Here is a 19,331-nt window from a genome sequence, read left to right on the forward strand (position 1 = left end):
GAGTTTCTGGCCCGCAAGCACCGTCCCGGATTTCGCGAAATCGTTCGTTCCATCACACAGAACTGGCGCATAGTCGTCGCCGGGATCATGATGGTCGTGATGACCACGGTATCCTTTTACCTGATCACGGTCTATACGCCGACATTCGGCAAGAGCGTTCTCCGGCTGAGTTCCGCGGACAGTCTGCCGACGACTTTCTGCATCGGCCGGTCGAACTTTTTCTGGCTGCCGGTGATGGGCGCCGTATCGGACAAGGTCGGGCGCCGACCGGTTCTGCTCGCTTTCACCGTTCTCTCCATCCTGACCGTATATCCGGTTCTTTCCTGGCTGATGGCCCACATCAGCTTCGAAAACCTGCTGCTGGCCGAGCTCTGGTTGTCTTTCCTGTACGCGAGTTACAACGGCGCCGCCGTCGTGGCACTCACCGAAGTGATGCCTGCCCATGTTCGCACGGTAGGCTTTTCGCTCGCCTACAGCTTGGCAACAGCGATTTTCGGTGGTTTCACACCAATGATCTCCACCTGGCTGATCGAGATGACTGGCGACAAGACGGCGCCTGGATACTGGATGAGTATCGCCGCCATCTGCGGTCTGTGCGCCACCCTGATGCTGTATCAGCGAGGAGGAATCGCCTTTCGCGGCGACTCTGGCCTTGCTCTTGCCAAGAAGTGACGGATGGGACGCGGCGGTGAGCGACCGACATTCCGAAGTGGGCGCCGAGGCCCACCGCGCTGCGCCACGGCGTGGCAATCGCAGGCGGGATTCTGCTGGGCGATCGCAGGTGCCAGCTTTGGCGCTGGTGCCACTTGCCGCTGCCCTGGCTGGTAGGATCCCTGTACGCCGTGGCCATGGATCGAGTTTCGGAGCTGCTGCTGCTCGCGCCGCCCGGCGCCCGTCAGCTTGGACAATGGGTGGTCGGAATCAATATTGGGCTCCATTTCACTTCGGCAGTCACTTCCGAAGTGGCTTCGCATGCGTTTCTCATCGTCGGCATGGCATTCGCCTCTCTGCTTGCCGGGTTCGTCGGAGCCGCAGCGCAGGTTCGCTGCCGCTTGGCCGGCGGGCCGACAGCCTTTTTCGCTGCGATGCCCGGAGGTGCGTCGGAAATGGCCAATCTGCCCGATCAGCGGATGGCCTCCGTCGACCGGGTGGCCGCTGCTCACGCCGTGCGGGTAATGTTGGTGGTGCTGATCGTTCCGCTGGTGCTGACCGTGACCAACACACACGGCACGAAGCTGGCGCCGATCGAGACGAGCGAGTTCCTGTGGCAACGTCTCGCCCTGATGGCCGCGGCGAGCCTTGCGGGTGTCGGCGCATTCACCCTGCTCTGCCTGCCCAACGCCTTGCTACTCGGAACCCTGTCTGCCGTTGCCAGTCTGGGCATCGGCGGCAATCCCCTTTCTGCATTGCCCGACTGGCTGGGCGCGGCTGGACAACTGTTGATCGGCGTATCCCTTGGTTGCCGCTTTGGCCCGGACTTTCTCCACAAGGCGCCGGCATTCCTGGCGGGGATCGCCGTTCTCGGTCTCGGCTTCCTGGCCAGCACGACAATGCTCGCTTTCCTGCTGACCCATGTGACCCACCTGATATTTCCCGACCTGCTGCTAAGTTTCGCGCCGGGAGGCATTGCCGAAATGTCGCTGACCGCAACTCACTTCCATCTCGCCGTTCCACTGGTTGTCGCGGCGCACGTCGTTCGCCTGGCGATTCTGACGCTGCTGGCTCCGGCTGCCTTCCGGATATTCTCCCGCTGGCGTCGAACTGCCGATCGGCCGGACCATTCGTAAGCTTCGGGAAAGCGAGGGCGACGGCCTTCCGCGCGGCGCTCGCAGGACTATACTGGCAGCGGCGCGTGCGCAACAGCAACCGTGACCGACCTGTACATCTGCCTATCGGAATCCGCATGACCGAAGAACTCTTTCGCGACGACGCCACCTTGCGCGAGTGCCAGGCCACCGTGCTCGCGGTTGACGAGTTCGGCATCGTTCTCGATCGCACCGTCTGCTATCCTTTGGGCGGTGGGCAGGCGGGGGATACGGGCACCTTGCGCACGGCGGCCGGCGTTACCCTGGCGATTGTCGACACACGCAAGCACAAGCTGCGTGCCGGCGACATCATGCATGTGCCGGCGCCAGACGCAAGCTTGGTCGCGTTCACGCCGGGCACTCCGGTCACGGTGTGCATCGACGCGGCGCGCCGGTACGCTCACATGCGCTTCCACACGGCAACGCACCTGCTGTGCGCGCTGCTGCCGTACGCGGTCGATGGCTGCTCGATCACCGCTGCGTACGCGCGGCTGGATTTCCACACCAGCGAAGCGCTCGACAAGGAAATGCTCAGCGCCGGCATCGCGCGCCTGGTCAGTGAAGCACACCCGGTGCGCCAGCGCTGGATCAGCGAGGAAGAACTCGACGCCAACCCGCAGCTGGTACGCAGCATGAGCGTGCAACCACCACGCGGTCTGGGCCGCGTCCGTGTGCTCGACATCGAGGGAGTCGACCTGCAACCCTGCGGCGGCACGCACGTGGCGAACACCGCCGAGGTTGGCAATGTCATCGTCAGCCGGATCGAAAAGAAGAGTGCGATGACGCGGCGGGTAATCCTCGGTTTCGCCGCCGGCGGCGAGCACAGGCCGGCTCCGGCCGCCCTGCGGCAGTCGGCCGGTGACTGATTGCGGACTGCCGGATGGTCTTGCTGCGCCGAACGAAGGGAACGCAGGCGAAAAGGGCTTCTATTGCTTCCTGGCCGGCGTCTTCGCCTTGCACATTTTCCCGGGCATGCGCAGACTCGCTTGGTAGGCCGCAACGGCGACCAGTTGCTCGTCGTCGTACTTGCCGATGATTCCGACCATCTCCGGGTTGGCGTTGCGGCGCTTGCCGTCGCGGATTTCGGTCATCTGACGCAGCAGATAGCGGTAGTGCTGGCCGGCGATCACCGGGTAGAACTTGTGCCTCGCGCCTTCGCCGCTGGCTCCATGGCACCCCCGACAATCCTTTTCGTAGAGCGCCCGGCCTTTTGCCACTTGCCGATCTGCATCCGTTCCCTCGTACTGGCCGTGATCAGACGGGATGCACAGGCCTTCGAGGTACGCGGCGAGGTCCGCGAGATCTTGCGGGTCCGTGAAAACCGCGGCAAACGGGTACATAGTCGGATTGTCACGCACGCCACCACGAATGTCGGCCATCTGTTTGATCAGGACGCTGCCATGCTGCCCAGCGAGTTGCGGGATGCTGCCGTCCGCACGTCCGCCAGCCGACGGCAGATGGCAACTGCGGCACAGGGCGTAGATTTCCTCACCGCGCTTTCTGTCGCCCTTGCGCTCCAGTGCTTCGCCCTTCTCGCCCGCCGCTGCCTGCCATGGGTAATCCCTGACGTCAAGGCCGGCAGCGCGCGCTGCCGATGGCTCGGCATACGCCGGCGCGACGGCGACCAGCGCCAGAGTGAGTGCCACAACCCGAATCTTCATTGCCAGTTCCCCGTTGTCCTCGCGACTTGCGAGTTGCCCTTGCGGCCGGCAAGCCGCCTGTCGATCGCCGTCGCGAGGAGTCCTCCATCTGCCGGCCGACGGGCGGCATCATCCATCATGTTGCCATCTCGGGGAAGCCCCTGCATCGTGCCACACGCGCAAGTCGAAAGCGAGCGTCGCCCTCGACCTGCCCATCCGCCGGTGAGGAAAGGGCGGATAATATGCGCGTAGAGACCTGCCGCCAACCCGGTTCGGCGGTCGCACACAAACGACGCAGAGGAGTGTACGCAATGAACATGCGACTGGTTGGTGTTGCGGCGCTGCTGTTGTCCACAGCGCTGAGCGGGACCGCAACTGCCCAGAGCCGTGGTGTGAGTGGCGGCGGCACGGGCTTCCACGGCACTGCGGGCGCCGTTTACGCGGGCGGTGGCAACTGGCACGGAGGCGGCGCCGGCTGGCACGGCGGCTACTATGGTGGCTGGCATGGTTATCGCGGCGGATGGGGAGGTGCGTATTGGGGCCCCAGCGTCGGCCTCTATTTTGGCGCGCCAGCGTATTGGGGCCCCTGGCCCTATGCTTACGGCTATCCTTACCTATACGGCTACCCCCCGTACGCGGTCACGGCGCCGGCAATCGTCGTCGAGCAGCCGGTCGAGCTAGTGGCGCCAGCCGCGCAGGACACTCCAGCGCCGGCGCCGGCGCCGGCGTTCTGGTTCTATTGCACGAAGCCAGCCGGTTACTACCCATACGTGCGAAACTGTGACGACGCCTGGTTGCGGGTAGTGCCTCAGGCAAACACGGGCACCGGGTCGCGGCCCAAGCTGGCGCAATAGGCCACCAAGGAGGATCATCATGGAAAGACGACCATTCTTGCTGCCACTGGCGGCGCTCCTGCTCCTCGCCGGCTGCGTCACCGCGCCGACCGGTCCGACGGTGCTGGTCCTGCCGGGACAACAGAAGTCATTCGACCAGTTCCGCAACGACGACATCGCCTGCCAGCAGTACGCCCAGGCATTCACAGCGCCGGCGGGCCAGGCGGCCAACGATGCGGCGGTCGGCACGGCGGCCGCAGCGACAGCCATTGGTGCAGCCGCCGGCGCAATCATCGGATCGGCGTCGGGTCAAGCCGGCCAGGGCGCTGCGATCGGTGCGGGTACCGGATTGCTCTTCGGCGGCGCGATGGGCAGCAACACGGTTTATGCAACTTCTTACGACTTGCAGCGACGCTACGACATCGCCTACATGCAGTGCATGTACGCGCGCGGGAACCAGGTGCCCGGTCAGGTCGTGCAACGGCGCACGCCTCCAGCTTACCCGCTGAATGCGGGACCCCCATCCGCCGTCTATCCACCGGCGAACACGCCGGCGCCGGACATGACGCCGCAGTTCGGCCCGCCGCCGGGTGGCTATCCTCTGCCGAACACGCCACCACCGCAAGGGGTTCCGTACAAGAGCCGATAGCGCGGTGTCCGCAAGCGGCGGGCGGATCTTTCCGGGCCGGGGCAGCCACGAACCGCGTGGGGCTTGTTGCTCGCGCCTTGCCCCGAGCGGTGGCGAAAAGTGCTCAAAACAGCAGGTTACAAACCGTTGCAATAGCGCTACCTGCAAGCGGCAGCTTTGCCTTCATCATTGGCAGCACCCTTTTGCAAACGACGGAGGCAAGCCATGAATATCGACGAACGAGAAAGGCTCGGTCGCTTTCTGCAACAGCTGGCGGAAGCTCGCGTCGGCACCAAGGACGCCGAAGCCGACAGGCTCATCCAGGAGGCCTGCCGTACTCAGCCCGATGCGAACTACCTGCTGGTCCAGCGAAACCTTCTCCTGGAGCAGGCTGTCGAAAATCTGCAGGCGGAAATCGCCCGTATGAAGCGGGAGCAGGAATCCCAGCGGCCCACGGCGAGTGGTTTTCTCGACAGCAGCGCATGGGGAAACACCCCAGCGCAACCGGCATCGACAGCGCGCCCCTGGGCCTATGCGCCGACCGCCCCGGCACCCGCCCCGGCGGCGATTTCCCCTCCTCGGGGCTCGGGTTTCCTGGGAACGCTGGCGTCAACCGCTGCCGGCGTCGTTGCTGGATCGTTTCTGTTTCAGGGAATCGAACACCTGTTCGGTAGTCACAGCGGCCAGAGCAACGTCCTGTCGGACAGCAACCCGTTGCTCTCGCGGCTACCGAGTGAAAGCGCCGCGGTCGACGAGGTTAATGACTACCGCAGTGAGGCCGACAACGACTTGAGTTCCTTGGGTCCCGACGACGACGCGGACTGGGTCTGACGACAACGCAGATCGGCCCGCCGGAACATGCGGTCTGCCGTGCGGTTGCAGATCTCCGGCAAGACGGGCAGCCCCCCCGAAACGCCAAGGAATCCGGTGATTCGCCTTCTTCGAAGCAAGCACCAGCCACAGAGGAGATTGTCATCGCCCAGTCGCCTGCAACGTTGTTCACTACGGGCGAAGGCTGATGCCGGAAGCCCCGGCTGCCGATCATGATGACCGGCATTCGCCCGACCGGAAGCCGCTATTCGAACCGAGGAGCGATGTCATGAAACCGCCAAGATTCCTGCTGTCGGCACTTGCCGTCGTCGTCGTTTCGCTGAGCGGCTGCATCGTCGCACCACCCGCCCGTCCGGTGTACGTGGAGCCGGTAATGGTTCCGCCACCGCCTCCGCGCGTCGAGTATGTCGGTCCCGCACCGGCAATCGGCTACGTGTGGATTGCCGGTGCCTGGCACTGGCGCGGCGGACGTTACGAGTGGGCACCGGGATACTGGTCATCACCCCGTTACGGCCAGCGGTGGGTACCTTACCGCTGGGAGCGCGAGGGTGACCACTGGCGGCAACACGGTGGCCACTGGGAACGGGACTGAGCCGATTCGCACTGGACTGGCAACCGAGTTTCCTTCGTTCCCTGCTGTTCAGTGACCTTCGTAACCCGGACGACGGCCACCAGCGCGTACGGGACCGCTCTTTGCGGATCCTTCATGACGCGTACGCGGCGCACCGTCGCGCCTCGCTGCTGCCGGTTTGGGGAAACGGCCGTCGGCCTGTCCGGCTGCCGGCGCTCGCTTCTCGCCAGCTTTCCAGGCCGGCTTGCCGGCGGGGCGAGGAGTCGTCGACGGCGTCCGCCGGGTCGGTTCATGGCCGGCGACGACTTCGACCGCAATCGCCTGACGAGTGACGCGCTCGATCCTGCGGACGCTGAACTGCTCGGCGTGATGAACCAGCGAGATTGCCAGACCGCTGCGGCCAGCGCGACCGGTGCGACCGATGCGGTGAATATAGTCTTCCGCGGCTTTCGGCAGGTCGTAATTGAACACGTGCGTGATCGTCGGCACGTCGATTCCGCGCGCGGCAACGTCGGTGGCAACCAGAATTCGCAGCTGACCGCGACGCAGCGCAGTGAGTGTGCGATTGCGCGCCCCTTGATGCATGTCGCCATGCAGCGCCGCGGCGTTGAGGCCGGCGAGGTTGAGACGATCGCTGAGCGTATCGGCATCGCGTTTGGTGGCAGTGAATACCAGCGCCTGATCGATCGACGCGTCGCGCAGCAGATGGTCGAGCAACCGGTTCTTGTGCGCCAGATCGTCGACGAAATGCATCCTCTGCTCGATATGGTCGTGCCTCGCCGAAACGGCATCGACCTGAATGCGCAGCGCGGCACGCGTCATGCGCTGCGCCAGGTCGCCCACCACGCCGTCCAGAGTCGCCGAGAAGAGCAATGTCTGCCGCGAAGCAGGTGTCGCGGCGACGATTGTTTCGATGTCGTCAATGAAGCCCATGTCGAGCATGCGGTCGGCTTCGTCGAGCACCAGGATCTGCAGTTGCGAAAAATCGATCTTGCCCGCATTCATGTGGTCGATCAGTCGACCCGGGGTCGCCACCAGAATTTCCGGGTTGCGGCCGAGAAGTTCCATCTGTCTGGCATAGGGCATGCCGCCGAGGATGGCGACGGCCCGCAACTGGTGTAGCTGTCGTCCGTACTTTTCGCTGGCAGCGGTCACCTGTAGCGCGAGTTCACGCGTCGGCGCCAGTACCAGCATTTTCGGCGCAGCCGGCTGGAAGCGGAAGCGATCGTGTCCACGCGCTCCCGGACGGCGTTGCGGTGCGCTGCCACGCGGCACGACCAGTGGACGTTCCTGCGCGGCAAAGAGATGCAGCGCCGGGAGCAGGAAAGCGGCAGTCTTGCCCGATCCGGTCTGCGAAGAAACGATCAGGTCACGACCGGCAAGGGCCGCGGGAATGGCCTCTCGCTGAACCGCGGTCGGCTCATTGTAGCCGGCTTCGCTCAGTGCCTTGAGGAGGGATGGGTGAAGGCCGATTTGGGCAAAAGTCATGTTCTCTTTCGTGTGGATATGCGGCGCGCTGCCCTAGCGGCATGGCGCGCTGCGAAGTCAAAGGGGGCAACGCCAACCAACGAAGAAGCTGGAGAGACAGACTCTGTTCGATCAACCGGAGTCAGCACCCATCAGCACAAAAGCTTTGTGCCAGAACGGCGCTGAATGAATCGACACCAGAAGGCAGGAGGGCTTGAGAGTTACGGCCAGGTTCGCGATGCTCGGTGCGCGCTGCAGTGCGCGCAGCTCGCATTATAGCACCGGCTGGCGTGGCTGCTGCTTTTCTTTGCCGGATTCACGCAGCGACCGGAACGGATCGCCGCCAGTAGCTCCCGAGGGGGTTCCGGGAGGGTATGCGATCGACGACGGGAGCCCCGTACCGTCAGCCAGCGCGCCCGTCGAACAATGCGTGACAGGCAACCCGCATTCGTTCGAGCGCTGCATCCAGGGTGGCGCGAGGACAGCCGAAGTTGAGGCGTACCCATCCCGGCAAGGCAAAATCGGCGCCGTCGGAAAGACCAACGCCTGCCGCTTCGAAAAACGCAGCCGGATCGTCGATGCCCAGGCCAGTCGCGTCGATCCACGCCAGATAGGTCGCCTCGACATGGCTCACGGCCAACCCGGGAAGCTCGGCGATCGCCGCCTCGACGCGGTCGCGATTGCGGCGCAATACGCCAAGCAAGGTACGACGCCAGTCATCACAGTCGCGGTACGCTGCCTCGGTCGCCACCAGGCCCAGGGTATTGACATGCGGCACGATGCCGCGTGTGGCGGCGATGAAGCGGCGGCGCAGCGTGGCGTCGGGAACCACTGCAAAGGCACAGCCGAGGCCAGGAATATTGTAGGTCTTCGACGGCGCCATCAGGGTGATGCTGCGCCGGGCGAGGTCGCCATCGAGGAGCGCCAGCGGCAGGTGCTGCCGCTCCTCGTCGAGGATCAGGCCACAATGGATTTCGTCGGAGCAGACAATCAGGTCGTGCCGCCTGCAGAAATCTGCGATTTCGCGCAACTCGTCCAGGTTCCACGCCCGCCCGACCGGATTGTGTGGATGGCACAACAGCAGCAGGCGGCTGGCGGGAGTCCGTGCCGCCTCGAGCCCGGCGAAGTCCCAACCCCAGCGGCCCGCTTCGTGACGCAGCGCGACCGTGGCTAGCCGTCGGCCAGAAAGGCGAGGCGCGGAAAGAAATGGCGGATAGATCGGCGTTGCCGTCAGGACGTCGCCATCGATGGCGCGACAGGCGACGTTGAGCCCGGTCACCAGCCCGGGCAGCCAGACGAGCCACTCGGCAGCAACTCGCCAGCCGTACTCACGCCGCAGATTCCCGAGCACTGCCTCGTAGAGGGCAGGCCAGGGCTCGGAGTAGCCGAAACAGGCGTGCGCAACTCGCTTGCGCAGCGCTTCGACGATTGCCGGCGGTGCCGCAAAATCCATGTCCGCGACCCACAGGGGGAGCACGTCGCGGCCGGCGTAGCGGTTCCACTTCATCGAATCACCGCCGCGGTGGTCGATGACGCGGTCGAAGTCGTTCGCCGATGGCGTCCTGGCGCTCGGTTCGTCGCCCTTGCCGGTGACGTTCACGGGCATTCCACCGAGATCTTCTGGCAAGAGTCCGAATCGACCGGAATGCACCCGGGCACAGTCACCCAGGGCATCCGGGAAAATGTGATCAGCGCGTAGTGTTCCAACCCGTCGCCAGTCCGCTAACCGAGGAACAAGCGGTACGACGGATTGTTGCTCTCGTTCCAGTGCGCGTAGCCGAGTTTGCGAAGAAAGTCCTCGAAATCACCCATCTCGTTCGGTGGCACCTGCATGCCGATCAGCACACGGCCGTAGTCGGCGCCGTGGTTTCGGTAGTGAAAGAGGCTGATATTCCAGCCGGCGCTCATGCGGTTGAGGAAGTTCATCAGCGCACCGGGGCGCTCGGGAAACTCGAAGCGGTAGAGAATCTCGTTGTCGATCGCCGGCGCGTGCCCACCGACGAGGTGGCGAATGTGGCCCTTGGCCATCTCGTCATCGGTCAGATCGAGTGTCGGGTAATCGTGCTTGCGCAGGTGTTCGAGCAGGCGCACCGACTCGGCGCGCGAAGCGACCTGGACACCGACGAAGACATGCGCGTCGCGCTGGTCGTTGTAGCGATAGTTGAACTCGGTGATGTTGCGGGCGCCAATCAGCGAAACGAATCGTTTGTAGGCGCCCGGCCGTTCGGGCAGGGTCACGGCAAAAACGGCTTCGCGCTGTTCGCCAATCTCCGCCCGTTCGGCGACGAAACGCAGGCGATCGAAATTCATGTTGGCGCCGGAGGCGACGGCAAGCAGCGTCCGCTCCTTCAGCCGGTGCAACCTGGCGTATTCCTTGGCACCGGCCACCGCCAGCGCGCCGGCAGGTTCGAGAACGGCGCGGGTGTCCTCGAAGACGTCCTTGATCGCCGCGCAGATGGCGTCGGTATCGACCAGCACCATTTCGTCAACGTAGGTCTGACAGAGGCGGAAAGTCTCGTCGCCGACAAATTTCACTGCCGCACCATCGGCAAACAGGCCGACGTGCTCCAGCCGCACGCGTTTGCCGGCCTTCAAGGAGCGCGCCATGGCATCGGCGTCGACAGCCTCGACGCCGATGATCCTGGTTTCTGGTCGGACCCGCTTGATATAGGCGGCTACGCCGGAAATCAGACCGCCACCGCCGACGCAGCAAAAAACGGCATGAATCGGCTTGGCGTGCTGACGCAGAATTTCCATGCCGATCGTCCCCTGCCCGGCGATCACGTCGGGATCGTCGAAGGGGTGCACGAAGCTCAGCTTCTCGACCTTCTCCAGTTCCAGAGCGTGCGCGTACGCGTCATCGTACGAATCACCGGCGAGAACGACTTCGCCGCCGCGCGCCTGTACCGCGTGAATCTTGATTTGCGGCGTCGTCGTCGGCATCACGATCACCGCTCGGCAACCCACCTTGGATGCAGCCAGCGCGACCCCCTGCGCGTGGTTTCCGGCCGATGCGCAGATGACTCCGCGCTTGAGCTTCTCGGCGGAGAGATGGACGATCTTGTTGTACGCACCGCGCAGTTTGAAGGAAAACACCGGCTGCAGGTCTTCGCGCTTGAGCAGGATGCGATTGCCGATTCGCGCCGAAAGACCTGGTGCGAGATCGAGTGGCGTTTCAATCGCGACGTCGTAGACCTGCGCGTTGAGAATTCTTTCGAGATAGTCCGTGTGCATGACGGCAGAAGAGGCGACGCTGGCGGAAACTCTTGATTCTAGCAGCAGCGGCGCGCCGAGCGAAGAACGATCGGCGTCCTGTTCGCCTGTTCTCGTGCTCGACCGACAGGCGGCGGTCGATGAGCCATTGCCGCGCATCCTGCGCCTGCCGGCATTGCCTCGCGCTCAGCGATAGGGTGTGGGCTCCGGCGGCGCGCAGTTGCCTTTCTTTGCCTGACCCGGAGGACAATGGTAACCCTTGCCTTTGGCCTTGCCCTGGCCATTGCCATTGCCATGGTGCCTTTCCCAGTAGCCCGGATCGCGCCAGGTCTTCCCATCCCAGTAGTAGCCGCGCTTGTCGCGGTCCCCGAAGTTGCGTGTCGGTGGAGGATTGTTCACCTGTACGTTACCGATGTTGAATTGGATGTCGGCGGCGTCGCCGATCAATGGCGCGAAAAGCAACACGAGACAAGCAAGCTTCCTGTTCATCGACCTTCCCTTTGCTGACGAGTGTTTGTCAGGCAACCGGAAGCGACTGCACGCAGGGGTCGGCACCGCCACAAATTGCCTTTCAGTCTGATTCTACCCGACTCAGCGGCGACTCTTTGCGAGTCATTCGATAGACACAGCCAATGCTGCGGGCCTTTCCGTGCATCCCTGGGATAGAATTCGCGCTTTGGCGGCGACCAGCGATGAACGCACGTCTGCGCGAAATTCCCTACAACTATACGTCGTTCTCCGATCGCGAGATCGTGATTCGCCTGCTCGGAGCGGAAATGTGGGCGCTCCTCGACGAGCTGCGCGCCGAGAGGGTCACTGGGCGCTCGGCCAGGATGCTCTACGAAGTACTAGGCGACATCTGGGTAGTACAGCGCAACCCCTACCTGGAAGACGATCTGCTGGCCAATCGCAACCGTCGTGCGGCGCTCGTCGAGGCGCTTCGTCACCGCTTGCGGGAAATCGGCAAGCGGCGGCAGGGCAACGAGAAGGTGCTGCTGCTGATCAATGCCGCCGAAGAGGCGGTCCAGTCCTTCGCCCAGCACTTCACTGATACCGCCCGGCTGCGTGCCCGGGTCAGGAAGGTGCTGGCCCGGCACACGCGCAGCGACAACATCGCCTTCGACGGCCTGGCGCGCGTGTCGCACGTCACCGACGCGACGGACTGGCGGATCGAATACCCGTTCGTCGTGCTCTATCCCGATGACGAAGACGAAGTCGGTCCGCTGGTGCGCGGCTGCATCGAACTCGGACTGACGATCATCCCGCGCGGCGGTGGTACCGGCTACACCGGCGGTGCGGTCCCGCTGACACCGCTTTCGGCAGTGATCAACACGGAAAAGCTGGTCGACCTCGGGGCCGTCGAGGAGGTGCTCCTGCCGGGTTGTGATCGCCGCTACGCCACCATTCGCACTGGTGCCGGCGTCGTCACCGCCCGCGTTGCCGAGGCGGCAGCGGCCGCCGGGCGGGTATTTGCCGTCGATCCGACCTCGGCCGAAGCTTCGTGTATCGGCGGCAACGTTGCGATGAACGCCGGTGGCAAGAAGGCGGTCCTCTGGGGAACCGCGCTCGACAACCTGGCTTGGTGGAAAATGATCGACGCCAGCGGCCACCCGATGGAGGTGACGCGTCTCGACCACAATTTCGGCAAGATCCACGAGCAGGAGGAGGTGCGCTTCGAGATCAGGCGCTTCCACCGGGACGGACGCAAGCCGTACGGACCACCCGAGATTCTGGCGATTCCTGGCGCGCGATTCCGCAAGGCCGGTCTCGGCAAGGACGTCACCGACAAGTTCCTGGCCGGACTGCCCGGCGTGCAGAAGGAAGGTACCGACGGTCTGATCGTCGCCGCCCGCTGGATCCTGCACTCCATGCCGGCACACGCGCGTACGGTCTGCCTCGAATTCTTCGGTCAGGTGCGCGAGGCGGTGCCCGCGATCGTCGAAATCACCGATTACTTCAAACCTGGTGGTGAAGGCAGGGCGGCGGGAGTCCAGCTCGCCGGTCTCGAGCACCTCGACGAACGTTACCTGCGCGCCGTCGGCTACGCCACCAAGGCAAAGCGCAGGGCAGAAACCGCGGGCCGACCGAAAATGGTCCTCATCGGCGACATCGTAGGCGACGACGAGGCCGCGGTGATGACCGCCGCTTCGGCTGTCGTTCGCATGTGCAACCTGCGCAGCGCCGAAGGCTTCATCGCCGTCGATGCCGAAACGCGCAAGAAGTATTGGCTCGACCGGTCGCGTACCGCGGCCATTTCCCGCCACACCAACGCTTTCAAACTGAACGAAGACGTCGTGATTCCGCTGCCGCGCATGGGTGAGTACTGCGACGGCATCGAGCGGATCAACATCGAGCTGTCGATCGGCAACAAGCTTTCGCTTTGTGATGCCCTGCGCGATTTCCTGAGCGGTGAACTGCCGCTGCATCGCGGCGACTCCGATCTCGACAGCGAAGTGCTGATCGGCGAACGGCGGGCCGCGGCGCTGGAAGCCGTCGCCGGCGTACGCGCGCGCTGGCAGTGGCTGCTGGACCATCTTGATCTGCCGCTGCCGCAGGCGGAAGCCCACTTCGCGGCATTCGGCGTGCATGCCGAGGTGCTGCGCAACCGCGCCGCCAGTCCCATGCTCTTCCATCGCCTGCAGGATTACTCGCTGCGCGTCTCCTGGAAGAGAGAGCTGCAACCACAACTCGCGGACATTTTCGACGGCATCGTCTATCGGCCGGTGCTCGATCGCATTGCTGCGATCCATCGGGAGACACTTCGGGGCCGGCTGTTCGTCGCGCTGCACATGCACGCTGGCGATGGCAACGTACACACCAACATTCCGGTGAATTCCGACCATTACGAGATGCTGCAGACGGCTTACGGCGTCGTCGAACGTATCATGACGCTGGCGCGCTCACTCGACGGAGTCGTCTCTGGTGAGCATGGGATCGGCATCACCAAGCTCGAGTTTCTCGACGAAGACGAGATTCGGCCGTTTCGCGAGTACAAGGCCAGGGTCGACCCGGAGGGACGTTTCAACAAGGGCAAGCTGCTGCCCGGAGCCGACCTGGCAAACGCCTACACGCCATCGTTTTCGCTGCTCGGCAGCGAGTCGCTGATCATGGAGCAATCGGAGATCGGCAACATCTCGACGATGGTCAAGGACTGCCTGCGCTGCGGCAAGTGCAAACCCGTCTGCTCGACGCACGTGCCGCGTGCCAACCTGCTCTATTCGCCACGCAACAAGATCCTCGCCACCTCACTGCTGATCGAGGCTTTTCTCTACGAGGAGCAGACGCGGCGCGGTGTCTCGCTGCGGCATTTCGACGAGTTCAGCGACGTCGCCGATCACTGCACGATCTGCCACAAGTGCGCCACCCCGTGCCCGGTCGATATCGACTTCGGCAACGTGTCGATCAGGATGCGCAATCTGCTGCGAGAGCAGGGAAAGCGGAAATTCGTCCCGGCGAAGGCGGCGGCGATGACTTTCCTGACGATCAAGGATCCGGTGTTCATCAGGCTGCTGCGCAAGGTCATGATCGACTGGGGTTATCAGGCCCAGGGGTTGGCGCACGGCTTCGCCAGGTCGTTCGGGCTGATCCAGGGCCAGGTCCGGCAGCCACCGGCGACGCTCGGTTCGCCATCGGTCCGCACGCAGATCATCCACTTCGTCAACAAGCCGATGCCCGGCGGATTGCCCAAGCGCACGGCGCGCGCCCTGCTCGACATCGAGGACGACAGGATCGTTCCGATCATCCGCGATCCGAACAAAGTCGGCGCCGCCGATTACGACGGCGATGCGGTTTTCTATTTTCCGGGGTGCGGTTCCGAGCGCCTGTTCTCGCAGGTGGCCCTGGCAACGCAGGCAATGCTTTACGAAGTCGGGGCGCAGACGGTCCTGCCGCCGGGTTACCTGTGCTGCGGCTATCCACAGACGGCCGCCGGCGACGCCGACCACGGGCAGCGGATCACTACCGACAATCGGGTACTGTTTCACCGGGTCGCCAATACGCTCAATTATCTCGACATCCGGACGGTCATCGTCTCCTGTGGCACCTGCCTCGACCAACTGGAGAAGTATCACTTCGAACAGATCTTCCCCGGTTGCCGCCTGCTCGACATCCACGAATACCTGCTGGAAAAGGGAGTGCGCATGGAAGGGATTGTCGGTACCCGCTACATGTACCACGATCCCTGCCATGCACCGATGCGAACGATGCCGGCCATACGCGTGGTCAACAAGCTGATGGGGCAGGCGGTCGAGCTCTCGGAGCGCTGCTGCGGCGAGTCGGGAACGCTGGCAGCGACACGCCCCGACGTATCGACCCAGGTGCGGTGGCGCAAGCAGGAAGAGATCACGAAGGTCGCCGGGCGACTGCGCGGTGACCAGTTCGCGGGCGAGATCAAGCTGCTGACTTCCTGCCCGTCCTGTCTGCAGGGACTGTCACGCTTCAACGACGACGCTGGCACCCGGGCGGACTACATCGTTGTCGAGATGGTCAAGCGTCTGCTCGGCGACGACTGGATGGCGCAATACGTCCACAAGGCAAACCACGGCGGGATCGAGCGGGTACTGCTCTAGCTTCCCGGGACGGCATCCCGAAAGCGCTTTCCTGCTTCGGCGGTCCGGCGCACAGCGCCCTTGCTCACCGTTTCCCGGGCGAACCCTGCTCGATCCGTGACCTAGTTCCTTACGGCTTTACGTTCGCTGGCTTATCGTTCCGATCAAGACGGTGCATTGGCACCCGAAATGAGCAAGGAGCCGGAAAGTGGGCAAAGAAGGGTTTCAGGACTGCGAGCTGTGCGAGTCGCCAGGGGGCGAAGTGGTGTGGGAAAGCGACCTTTGTCGCGTCGTCATGGTCAACGACCCGGATTATCCCGGTTTCTGCCGCATCATCCTGCATCGGCACCTGCGCGAGATGACCGACCTGCCGCCGCACGAACGGATGCAACTGATGAATGTGTTGTTCGCCGTGGAAAGCGCAATCCGTACGCTGTATCAGCCGGACAAGATCAATCTTGCGAGCCTGGGAAACATGACGCCGCACGTGCACTGGCACCTGATTCCACGCTGGCGCGACGACCGGCATTTTCCGCAGCCCGTCTGGGCAACGCCGCAACGCGTGCATGCTCCGCACCGCAGCTCCGTCGATCCGCGGCAACTCGGCGACCAGATCATCGCTGCCCTGCGCACGAGATAGGCGGCCAATGGGAACCGAGAACATGATGCAGGCGGTCCTCGCCAAGGTCCCGGCAGGCTTGAAAATTTCTGACCTGCAAACCGGCTTCCGGATTCTCTCGCGGCTTCCGCTGGCAAATTCGCAACAGGCGGCGTTTGAAATCAGTCATTTCCTCGACCGCCTGTTGCAGACCCCGCCGGCGGGAGAGGTCTACCTGCAGTTGCTCGAACAGACACGAATATCCCTCTGTTTCGTGGCCGAAGAGCTTGCCCGTCAGTACGTCAATAAGCCATTGCCGCTCGGCGACACCGAGGCGAACGCTTTTCGCCAGGTGGTCGCCATTTGGCAGAAAGCGGCGCGCGCCTACGCACACTGCGCGCAACTACCGAGCAGCATCGACGGCAAGGTGGATTCACAGCGGCTGGCGATGATCCTGCATCGCTGCATCTACTACGCGGGCATGGTCATCGTCGAGCACCATCGCGCCCGCCAGGCGCTGCCAGCGGGTGTCTGGCTCAAGTTGCACGGTTATTACTCTAGTGCCGAGGAATGGGGCGTCGCGACGCTGGCGGTACCTGACTCGCTCGATCCCCTTGGTCGCAGCAGTCACTGCACGGCGGCTTTCATCGCACTGCTGCTGGCCGAACTGGCCGGTCCCTACGGGTTTTCGATTCGCGAGATGGGTCTGGTTCGCCGCTGGGCGGACAAGTGGTCGCCGCTGGTGAGCTTGCACCCGGTTGACACACAGGAACCACTTCCCGAACTGGTGGTGGACCTCCTCCTCGATTGCGGCCTGCGCTCGGCGAGGGACCGTCTGCAGGCCGGTCGGCCGCGTCGCATCGATGTGACGCGGCTGCTGAGCCAAATCCATCAAATCAGGAAACAACTCCAACTTGGCGTCGCCCCGGAGCAACTCGGACTGGGCGAGGACTGCAGCGGCGCATTCTGTGATCGACTGCTCCGGCGCCTTCACCAGCCCTGGAGCATGTCGCGCGCGGCCCGCAAGTGTAGGCGACACGAAGCCTCGGGTAGCGCGAAGGTGGCCATAGGATTTGCCGCCATCCACTACCATATTTCCGGTAAGGAGTTTGGCCAGCCGGAGGGTTCTGCCAGCTACTCGCGAGAAGAGTTTGAAAGCCTGTTTGCTTTCCGGCACATGCTCGACTCGGCGCAGCTGCTGGAAATCCGTCAGGCGCAGCTCGGCTTTGCGTTCGATACCTGGCAGGTACTCGACGAGTCCGCGAGCGGGTTTCGTCTGTTACGTTCCATTCCTGGCAGGAAGTTCGAAGCCCGGCAATTGCTTTCCATCTGTCAGCACAATGGCAGTCTGCATCTCCTGGCACAGGTCGTCTGGCTGATGCAGGAACAGGGGGGCGGACTGCTCGCCGGCATTGCGGCACTGCCCGGCAGGCCGCAGGCAGTTGCAGTACGGCCGGCGGCGCAAGCAGCGGGAGCAACGGGAGCGTATGTTCGGGCGTTCATGCTCCCCGCCGTGTCGTCGCTCGGAGCCGAGCAGAGCCTGATTCTGCCGCCTGGCTGGTACCGGCCCGAGCGCGAGCTGGAAGTCTACACCGAACGGCGCATGCGGGTGAAACTGCTCCGTCGGGTGGGTGACGGAGCAGATTTCGAGAGGGTCAGCTTCGTCGTGCTCTGAGAACCTGGCGGAGGCACTCCTGCCGACAGACAGTGCGGCTGCGCCTGTCTGCGGCGAGACTGTGGTGAAGCGGCACTGACCGGTGTGTTGACGCGTACCGTCGCGGTTGCGCTTTTGCGCTATCATGTCTCGCCTTCCCGCTGATGGCTACTGCAGGCCGGCGTGCGTGCAGAGCGCGAACCCTTTCCACGCCCTACGTTCCGCTTCGGCGCGGTCGGCGAGCGGATGGTTCGCGAGCCCTTGGCGGGGCTTTCCCACCGTTCTTGCGCAGAGGCATCGATGGCTGGCCTGGATGAGAGCACCAAGATTCCGACCGAAATAAGGTTGCATCAAAAATCCCGTATTCTCGAAATCAGCTTTGAAGACGGTGAGCGTTTCGAGCTGAGCTACGAGTTTCTGCGGGTGTTCACTCCATCAGCCGAGGCTCGGGGACACGGGCCGGGGCAGGAAGTGCTGCAGGTTGGCAAGCGCGACGTCGGCATCGATCGCGTCGAGGCAGTCGGCAACTACGCCATCCGGCCGGTCTTCACGGACGGCCACGACAGCGGACTATATTCTTGGGATTTGCTTTACGACCTCGGCGTCAACCGCGATCGACTCTGGCAAGCCTACCTCAAGCGCCTCGAGCAGGCGCACGCCAGCCGCGATCCCGCCGACCTCCAGACGGTTGCTGCCAGGGGGCCAGGAACGTGCGGCAGGCATTGAGTTTCGCAGATTCGTCCCCACATCGCAGGCGATGAGCGATCACAACACGACCCACTTTGGTTATCGAGAGGTTGCCGAGGAGGAAAAGGCACGGCACGTTGCCGGCGTCTTCGATTCCGTCGCACAACGCTACGACATCATGAACGATCTGATGTCGGGGGGGCTGCATCGCCTGTGGAAGGCGTTCGCGATTGCCAGGAGCGGGGTGCGGCCGGGGTGGCGGGTGCTCGACGTGGCCGGTGGCACCGGTGACCTGTCGCTGGCTTTTGCCAGAAAGCTCGCCGAGCAGGGAGAGGTCTGGTTGACCGACATCAACGGGAGGATGCTGGCACGTGGCCGCGATCGGCTCTGCGACGAAGGCTTCATCGTCCCGGTTGCACAGTGTGACGCCGAAAGGCTGCCGTTTCCCGCGGACTACTTCGATTGTGTGACGGTTGCCTTCGGCCTTCGCAACATGACGCACAAGAACTTCGCCCTGGCAGAAATGCGGCGCGTGCTCAGGCCTGGCGGACGCCTGCTGGTACTCGAGTTTTCTCACGTCTGGAGGCCGCTGGCCCCGATGTACGATTTCTATTCGTTCCAGGTGATTCCCAGGCTCGGGCAGCTTATTACGCAGGACGAGGCGAGTTACCGCTACCTGGCGGAATCGATCCGCGTTCACCCGGACCAGGAGGCGCTGAAATCGCTGATGGAACAGGCGGGACTCGAACGGGTCGAATACTTCAATTTGGCGCTGGGCGTGGTCGCCCTGCACCGTGGTTTCAAGTTCTGACTGGAGACATGGACTGATGAAGAGAATGCTAGTGGCGGTCGCCATC

General features: G+C 63.6%; 16 protein-coding genes and 1 pseudogene. 12 read left to right on the plus strand and 5 right to left on the minus strand.

Annotated elements, in window-relative coordinates:
• The 3 genes and pseudogenes from NFV80_RS08520 to NFV80_RS08530 all read left to right on the plus strand — a co-directional run.
• A pseudogene (locus NFV80_RS08520) lies at positions 1 to 672 on the plus strand (MFS transporter); the annotation flags it as partial.
• A 71-nt stretch (positions 673 to 743) separates the two neighbouring features.
• The gene (locus NFV80_RS08525; protein WP_295328406.1) at positions 744 to 1,787 is read left to right on the plus strand and encodes an AbrB family transcriptional regulator; all 1,044 of its coding nucleotides are present in this window, start codon (positions 744 to 746) and stop codon (positions 1,785 to 1,787) included.
• Positions 1,788 to 1,903: 116 nt separating this feature from the next.
• Positions 1,904 to 2,671 carry an alanyl-tRNA editing protein gene (locus tag NFV80_RS08530; protein ID WP_295328408.1) on the plus strand — a complete coding sequence of 256 codons (768 nt, stop codon included), beginning with the start codon at positions 1,904 to 1,906 and terminating at the stop codon, positions 2,669 to 2,671.
• A 60-nt stretch (positions 2,672 to 2,731) separates the two neighbouring features.
• Here NFV80_RS08530 and NFV80_RS08535 read toward each other — a convergent pair whose 3' ends face one another.
• A complete protein-coding gene (locus NFV80_RS08535; RefSeq protein WP_295328410.1) occupies positions 2,732 to 3,466 on the minus strand; it encodes a c-type cytochrome in 735 nt (244 codons plus the stop codon).
• A 290-nt stretch (positions 3,467 to 3,756) separates the two neighbouring features.
• Here NFV80_RS08535 and NFV80_RS08540 point away from each other — a divergent pair, with 290 nt between their 5' ends.
• The 4 genes from NFV80_RS08540 (at position 3,757) to NFV80_RS08555 (ending at position 6,329) form a co-directional block, all read left to right on the plus strand.
• The gene (locus NFV80_RS08540) at positions 3,757 to 4,299 is read left to right on the plus strand and encodes a hypothetical protein (RefSeq protein WP_295328411.1); all 543 of its coding nucleotides are present in this window, start codon (positions 3,757 to 3,759) and stop codon (positions 4,297 to 4,299) included.
• A gap of 19 nt (positions 4,300 to 4,318) precedes the next feature.
• Complete coding sequence (locus NFV80_RS08545; RefSeq protein ID WP_295328413.1) at positions 4,319 to 4,927, plus strand: glycine zipper domain-containing protein; 609 nt, start codon at positions 4,319 to 4,321, stop codon at positions 4,925 to 4,927.
• A gap of 204 nt (positions 4,928 to 5,131) precedes the next feature.
• On the plus strand, positions 5,132 to 5,737 hold the full coding sequence (locus NFV80_RS08550; RefSeq protein ID WP_295328415.1) for a DUF2076 family protein: 606 nt from the start codon (positions 5,132 to 5,134) through the stop codon (positions 5,735 to 5,737).
• Positions 5,738 to 6,005: 268 nt separating this feature from the next.
• Entirely contained in the window at positions 6,006 to 6,329 is a 324-nt protein-coding gene (locus NFV80_RS08555) for a hypothetical protein (protein ID WP_295328416.1), read from the plus strand.
• A 48-nt stretch (positions 6,330 to 6,377) separates the two neighbouring features.
• On the opposite strand, the gene NFV80_RS08560 is transcribed toward NFV80_RS08555, so the two are convergent.
• The 4 genes from NFV80_RS08560 to NFV80_RS08575 form a co-directional block, all read right to left on the minus strand.
• The gene (locus NFV80_RS08560; RefSeq protein ID WP_295328417.1) at positions 6,378 to 7,796 is read right to left on the minus strand and encodes a DEAD/DEAH box helicase; all 1,419 of its coding nucleotides are present in this window, start codon (positions 7,794 to 7,796) and stop codon (positions 6,378 to 6,380) included.
• A 382-nt stretch (positions 7,797 to 8,178) separates the two neighbouring features.
• Positions 8,179 to 9,381 carry a PatB family C-S lyase gene (locus NFV80_RS08565; RefSeq protein ID WP_295328419.1) on the minus strand — a complete coding sequence of 401 codons (1,203 nt, stop codon included), beginning with the start codon at positions 9,379 to 9,381 and terminating at the stop codon, positions 8,179 to 8,181.
• A gap of 116 nt (positions 9,382 to 9,497) precedes the next feature.
• Positions 9,498 to 11,147, minus strand: a complete 1,650-nt coding sequence (ilvA, locus tag NFV80_RS08570; protein WP_295328421.1) for a threonine ammonia-lyase, biosynthetic — start codon at positions 11,145 to 11,147, stop codon at positions 9,498 to 9,500.
• A 27-nt stretch (positions 11,148 to 11,174) separates the two neighbouring features.
• Positions 11,175 to 11,477 (minus strand): DUF2502 domain-containing protein, encoded by a 303-nt coding sequence (locus NFV80_RS08575; RefSeq protein WP_295328423.1) that lies wholly within the window; start codon positions 11,475 to 11,477, stop codon positions 11,175 to 11,177.
• 203 nt (positions 11,478 to 11,680) lie between these two features.
• Between NFV80_RS08575 and NFV80_RS08580 the strand changes: the two genes are divergently transcribed.
• The 5 genes from NFV80_RS08580 (at position 11,681) to ubiE (ending at position 19,285) form a co-directional block, all read left to right on the plus strand.
• A complete protein-coding gene (locus tag NFV80_RS08580) occupies positions 11,681 to 15,556 on the plus strand; it encodes a DUF3683 domain-containing protein (RefSeq protein WP_295328425.1) in 3,876 nt (1,291 codons plus the stop codon).
• Between the two features lie 187 nt (positions 15,557 to 15,743).
• Positions 15,744 to 16,175: an HIT family protein gene (locus tag NFV80_RS08585; protein ID WP_295328427.1), complete on the plus strand. Its 432-nt coding sequence runs from the start codon at positions 15,744 to 15,746 to the stop codon at positions 16,173 to 16,175.
• Positions 16,176 to 16,182: 7 nt separating this feature from the next.
• Positions 16,183 to 17,808, plus strand: coding sequence for a hypothetical protein (locus tag NFV80_RS08590; protein ID WP_295328429.1), 1,626 nt, complete (start codon positions 16,183 to 16,185; stop codon positions 17,806 to 17,808).
• 279 nt (positions 17,809 to 18,087) lie between these two features.
• Positions 18,088 to 18,513: a DUF971 domain-containing protein gene (locus NFV80_RS08595; protein WP_295328433.1), complete on the plus strand. Its 426-nt coding sequence runs from the start codon at positions 18,088 to 18,090 to the stop codon at positions 18,511 to 18,513.
• A gap of 31 nt (positions 18,514 to 18,544) precedes the next feature.
• Positions 18,545 to 19,285, plus strand: a complete 741-nt coding sequence (gene ubiE, locus NFV80_RS08600) for a bifunctional demethylmenaquinone methyltransferase/2-methoxy-6-polyprenyl-1,4-benzoquinol methylase UbiE (RefSeq protein WP_295328431.1) — start codon at positions 18,545 to 18,547, stop codon at positions 19,283 to 19,285.
• The last annotated feature ends 46 nt before the right edge of the window (positions 19,286 to 19,331 follow it).

Origin of the sequence: Accumulibacter sp., assembly GCF_023806565.1 — a bacterium.
Lineage (GTDB): Bacteria > Pseudomonadota > Gammaproteobacteria > Burkholderiales > Rhodocyclaceae > Accumulibacter.

Coding starts and splice junctions, on each gene's coding strand:
- NFV80_RS08530 (WP_295328408.1), top strand. CDS start 1,904: ATGACCGAAGAACTCTTTCGCGACGACGCCACCTTGCGCGAGTGCCAG.
- NFV80_RS08535 (WP_295328410.1), bottom strand. CDS start 3,466: ATGAAGATTCGGGTTGTGGCACTCACTCTGGCGCTGGTCGCCGTCGCG.
- NFV80_RS08540 (WP_295328411.1), top strand. CDS start 3,757: ATGAACATGCGACTGGTTGGTGTTGCGGCGCTGCTGTTGTCCACAGCG.
- NFV80_RS08545 (WP_295328413.1), top strand. CDS start 4,319: ATGGAAAGACGACCATTCTTGCTGCCACTGGCGGCGCTCCTGCTCCTC.
- NFV80_RS08550 (WP_295328415.1), top strand. CDS start 5,132: ATGAATATCGACGAACGAGAAAGGCTCGGTCGCTTTCTGCAACAGCTG.
- NFV80_RS08555 (WP_295328416.1), top strand. CDS start 6,006: ATGAAACCGCCAAGATTCCTGCTGTCGGCACTTGCCGTCGTCGTCGTT.
- NFV80_RS08560 (WP_295328417.1), bottom strand. CDS start 7,796: ATGACTTTTGCCCAAATCGGCCTTCACCCATCCCTCCTCAAGGCACTG.
- NFV80_RS08565 (WP_295328419.1), bottom strand. CDS start 9,381: ATGCCCGTGAACGTCACCGGCAAGGGCGACGAACCGAGCGCCAGGACG.
- ilvA (WP_295328421.1), bottom strand. CDS start 11,147: ATGCGCGGCAATGGCTCATCGACCGCCGCCTGTCGGTCGAGCACGAGA.
- NFV80_RS08575 (WP_295328423.1), bottom strand. CDS start 11,477: ATGAACAGGAAGCTTGCTTGTCTCGTGTTGCTTTTCGCGCCATTGATC.
- NFV80_RS08580 (WP_295328425.1), top strand. CDS start 11,681: ATGAACGCACGTCTGCGCGAAATTCCCTACAACTATACGTCGTTCTCC.
- NFV80_RS08590 (WP_295328429.1), top strand. CDS start 16,183: ATGGGAACCGAGAACATGATGCAGGCGGTCCTCGCCAAGGTCCCGGCA.
- NFV80_RS08595 (WP_295328433.1), top strand. CDS start 18,088: ATGGCTGGCCTGGATGAGAGCACCAAGATTCCGACCGAAATAAGGTTG.
- ubiE (WP_295328431.1), top strand. CDS start 18,545: ATGAGCGATCACAACACGACCCACTTTGGTTATCGAGAGGTTGCCGAG.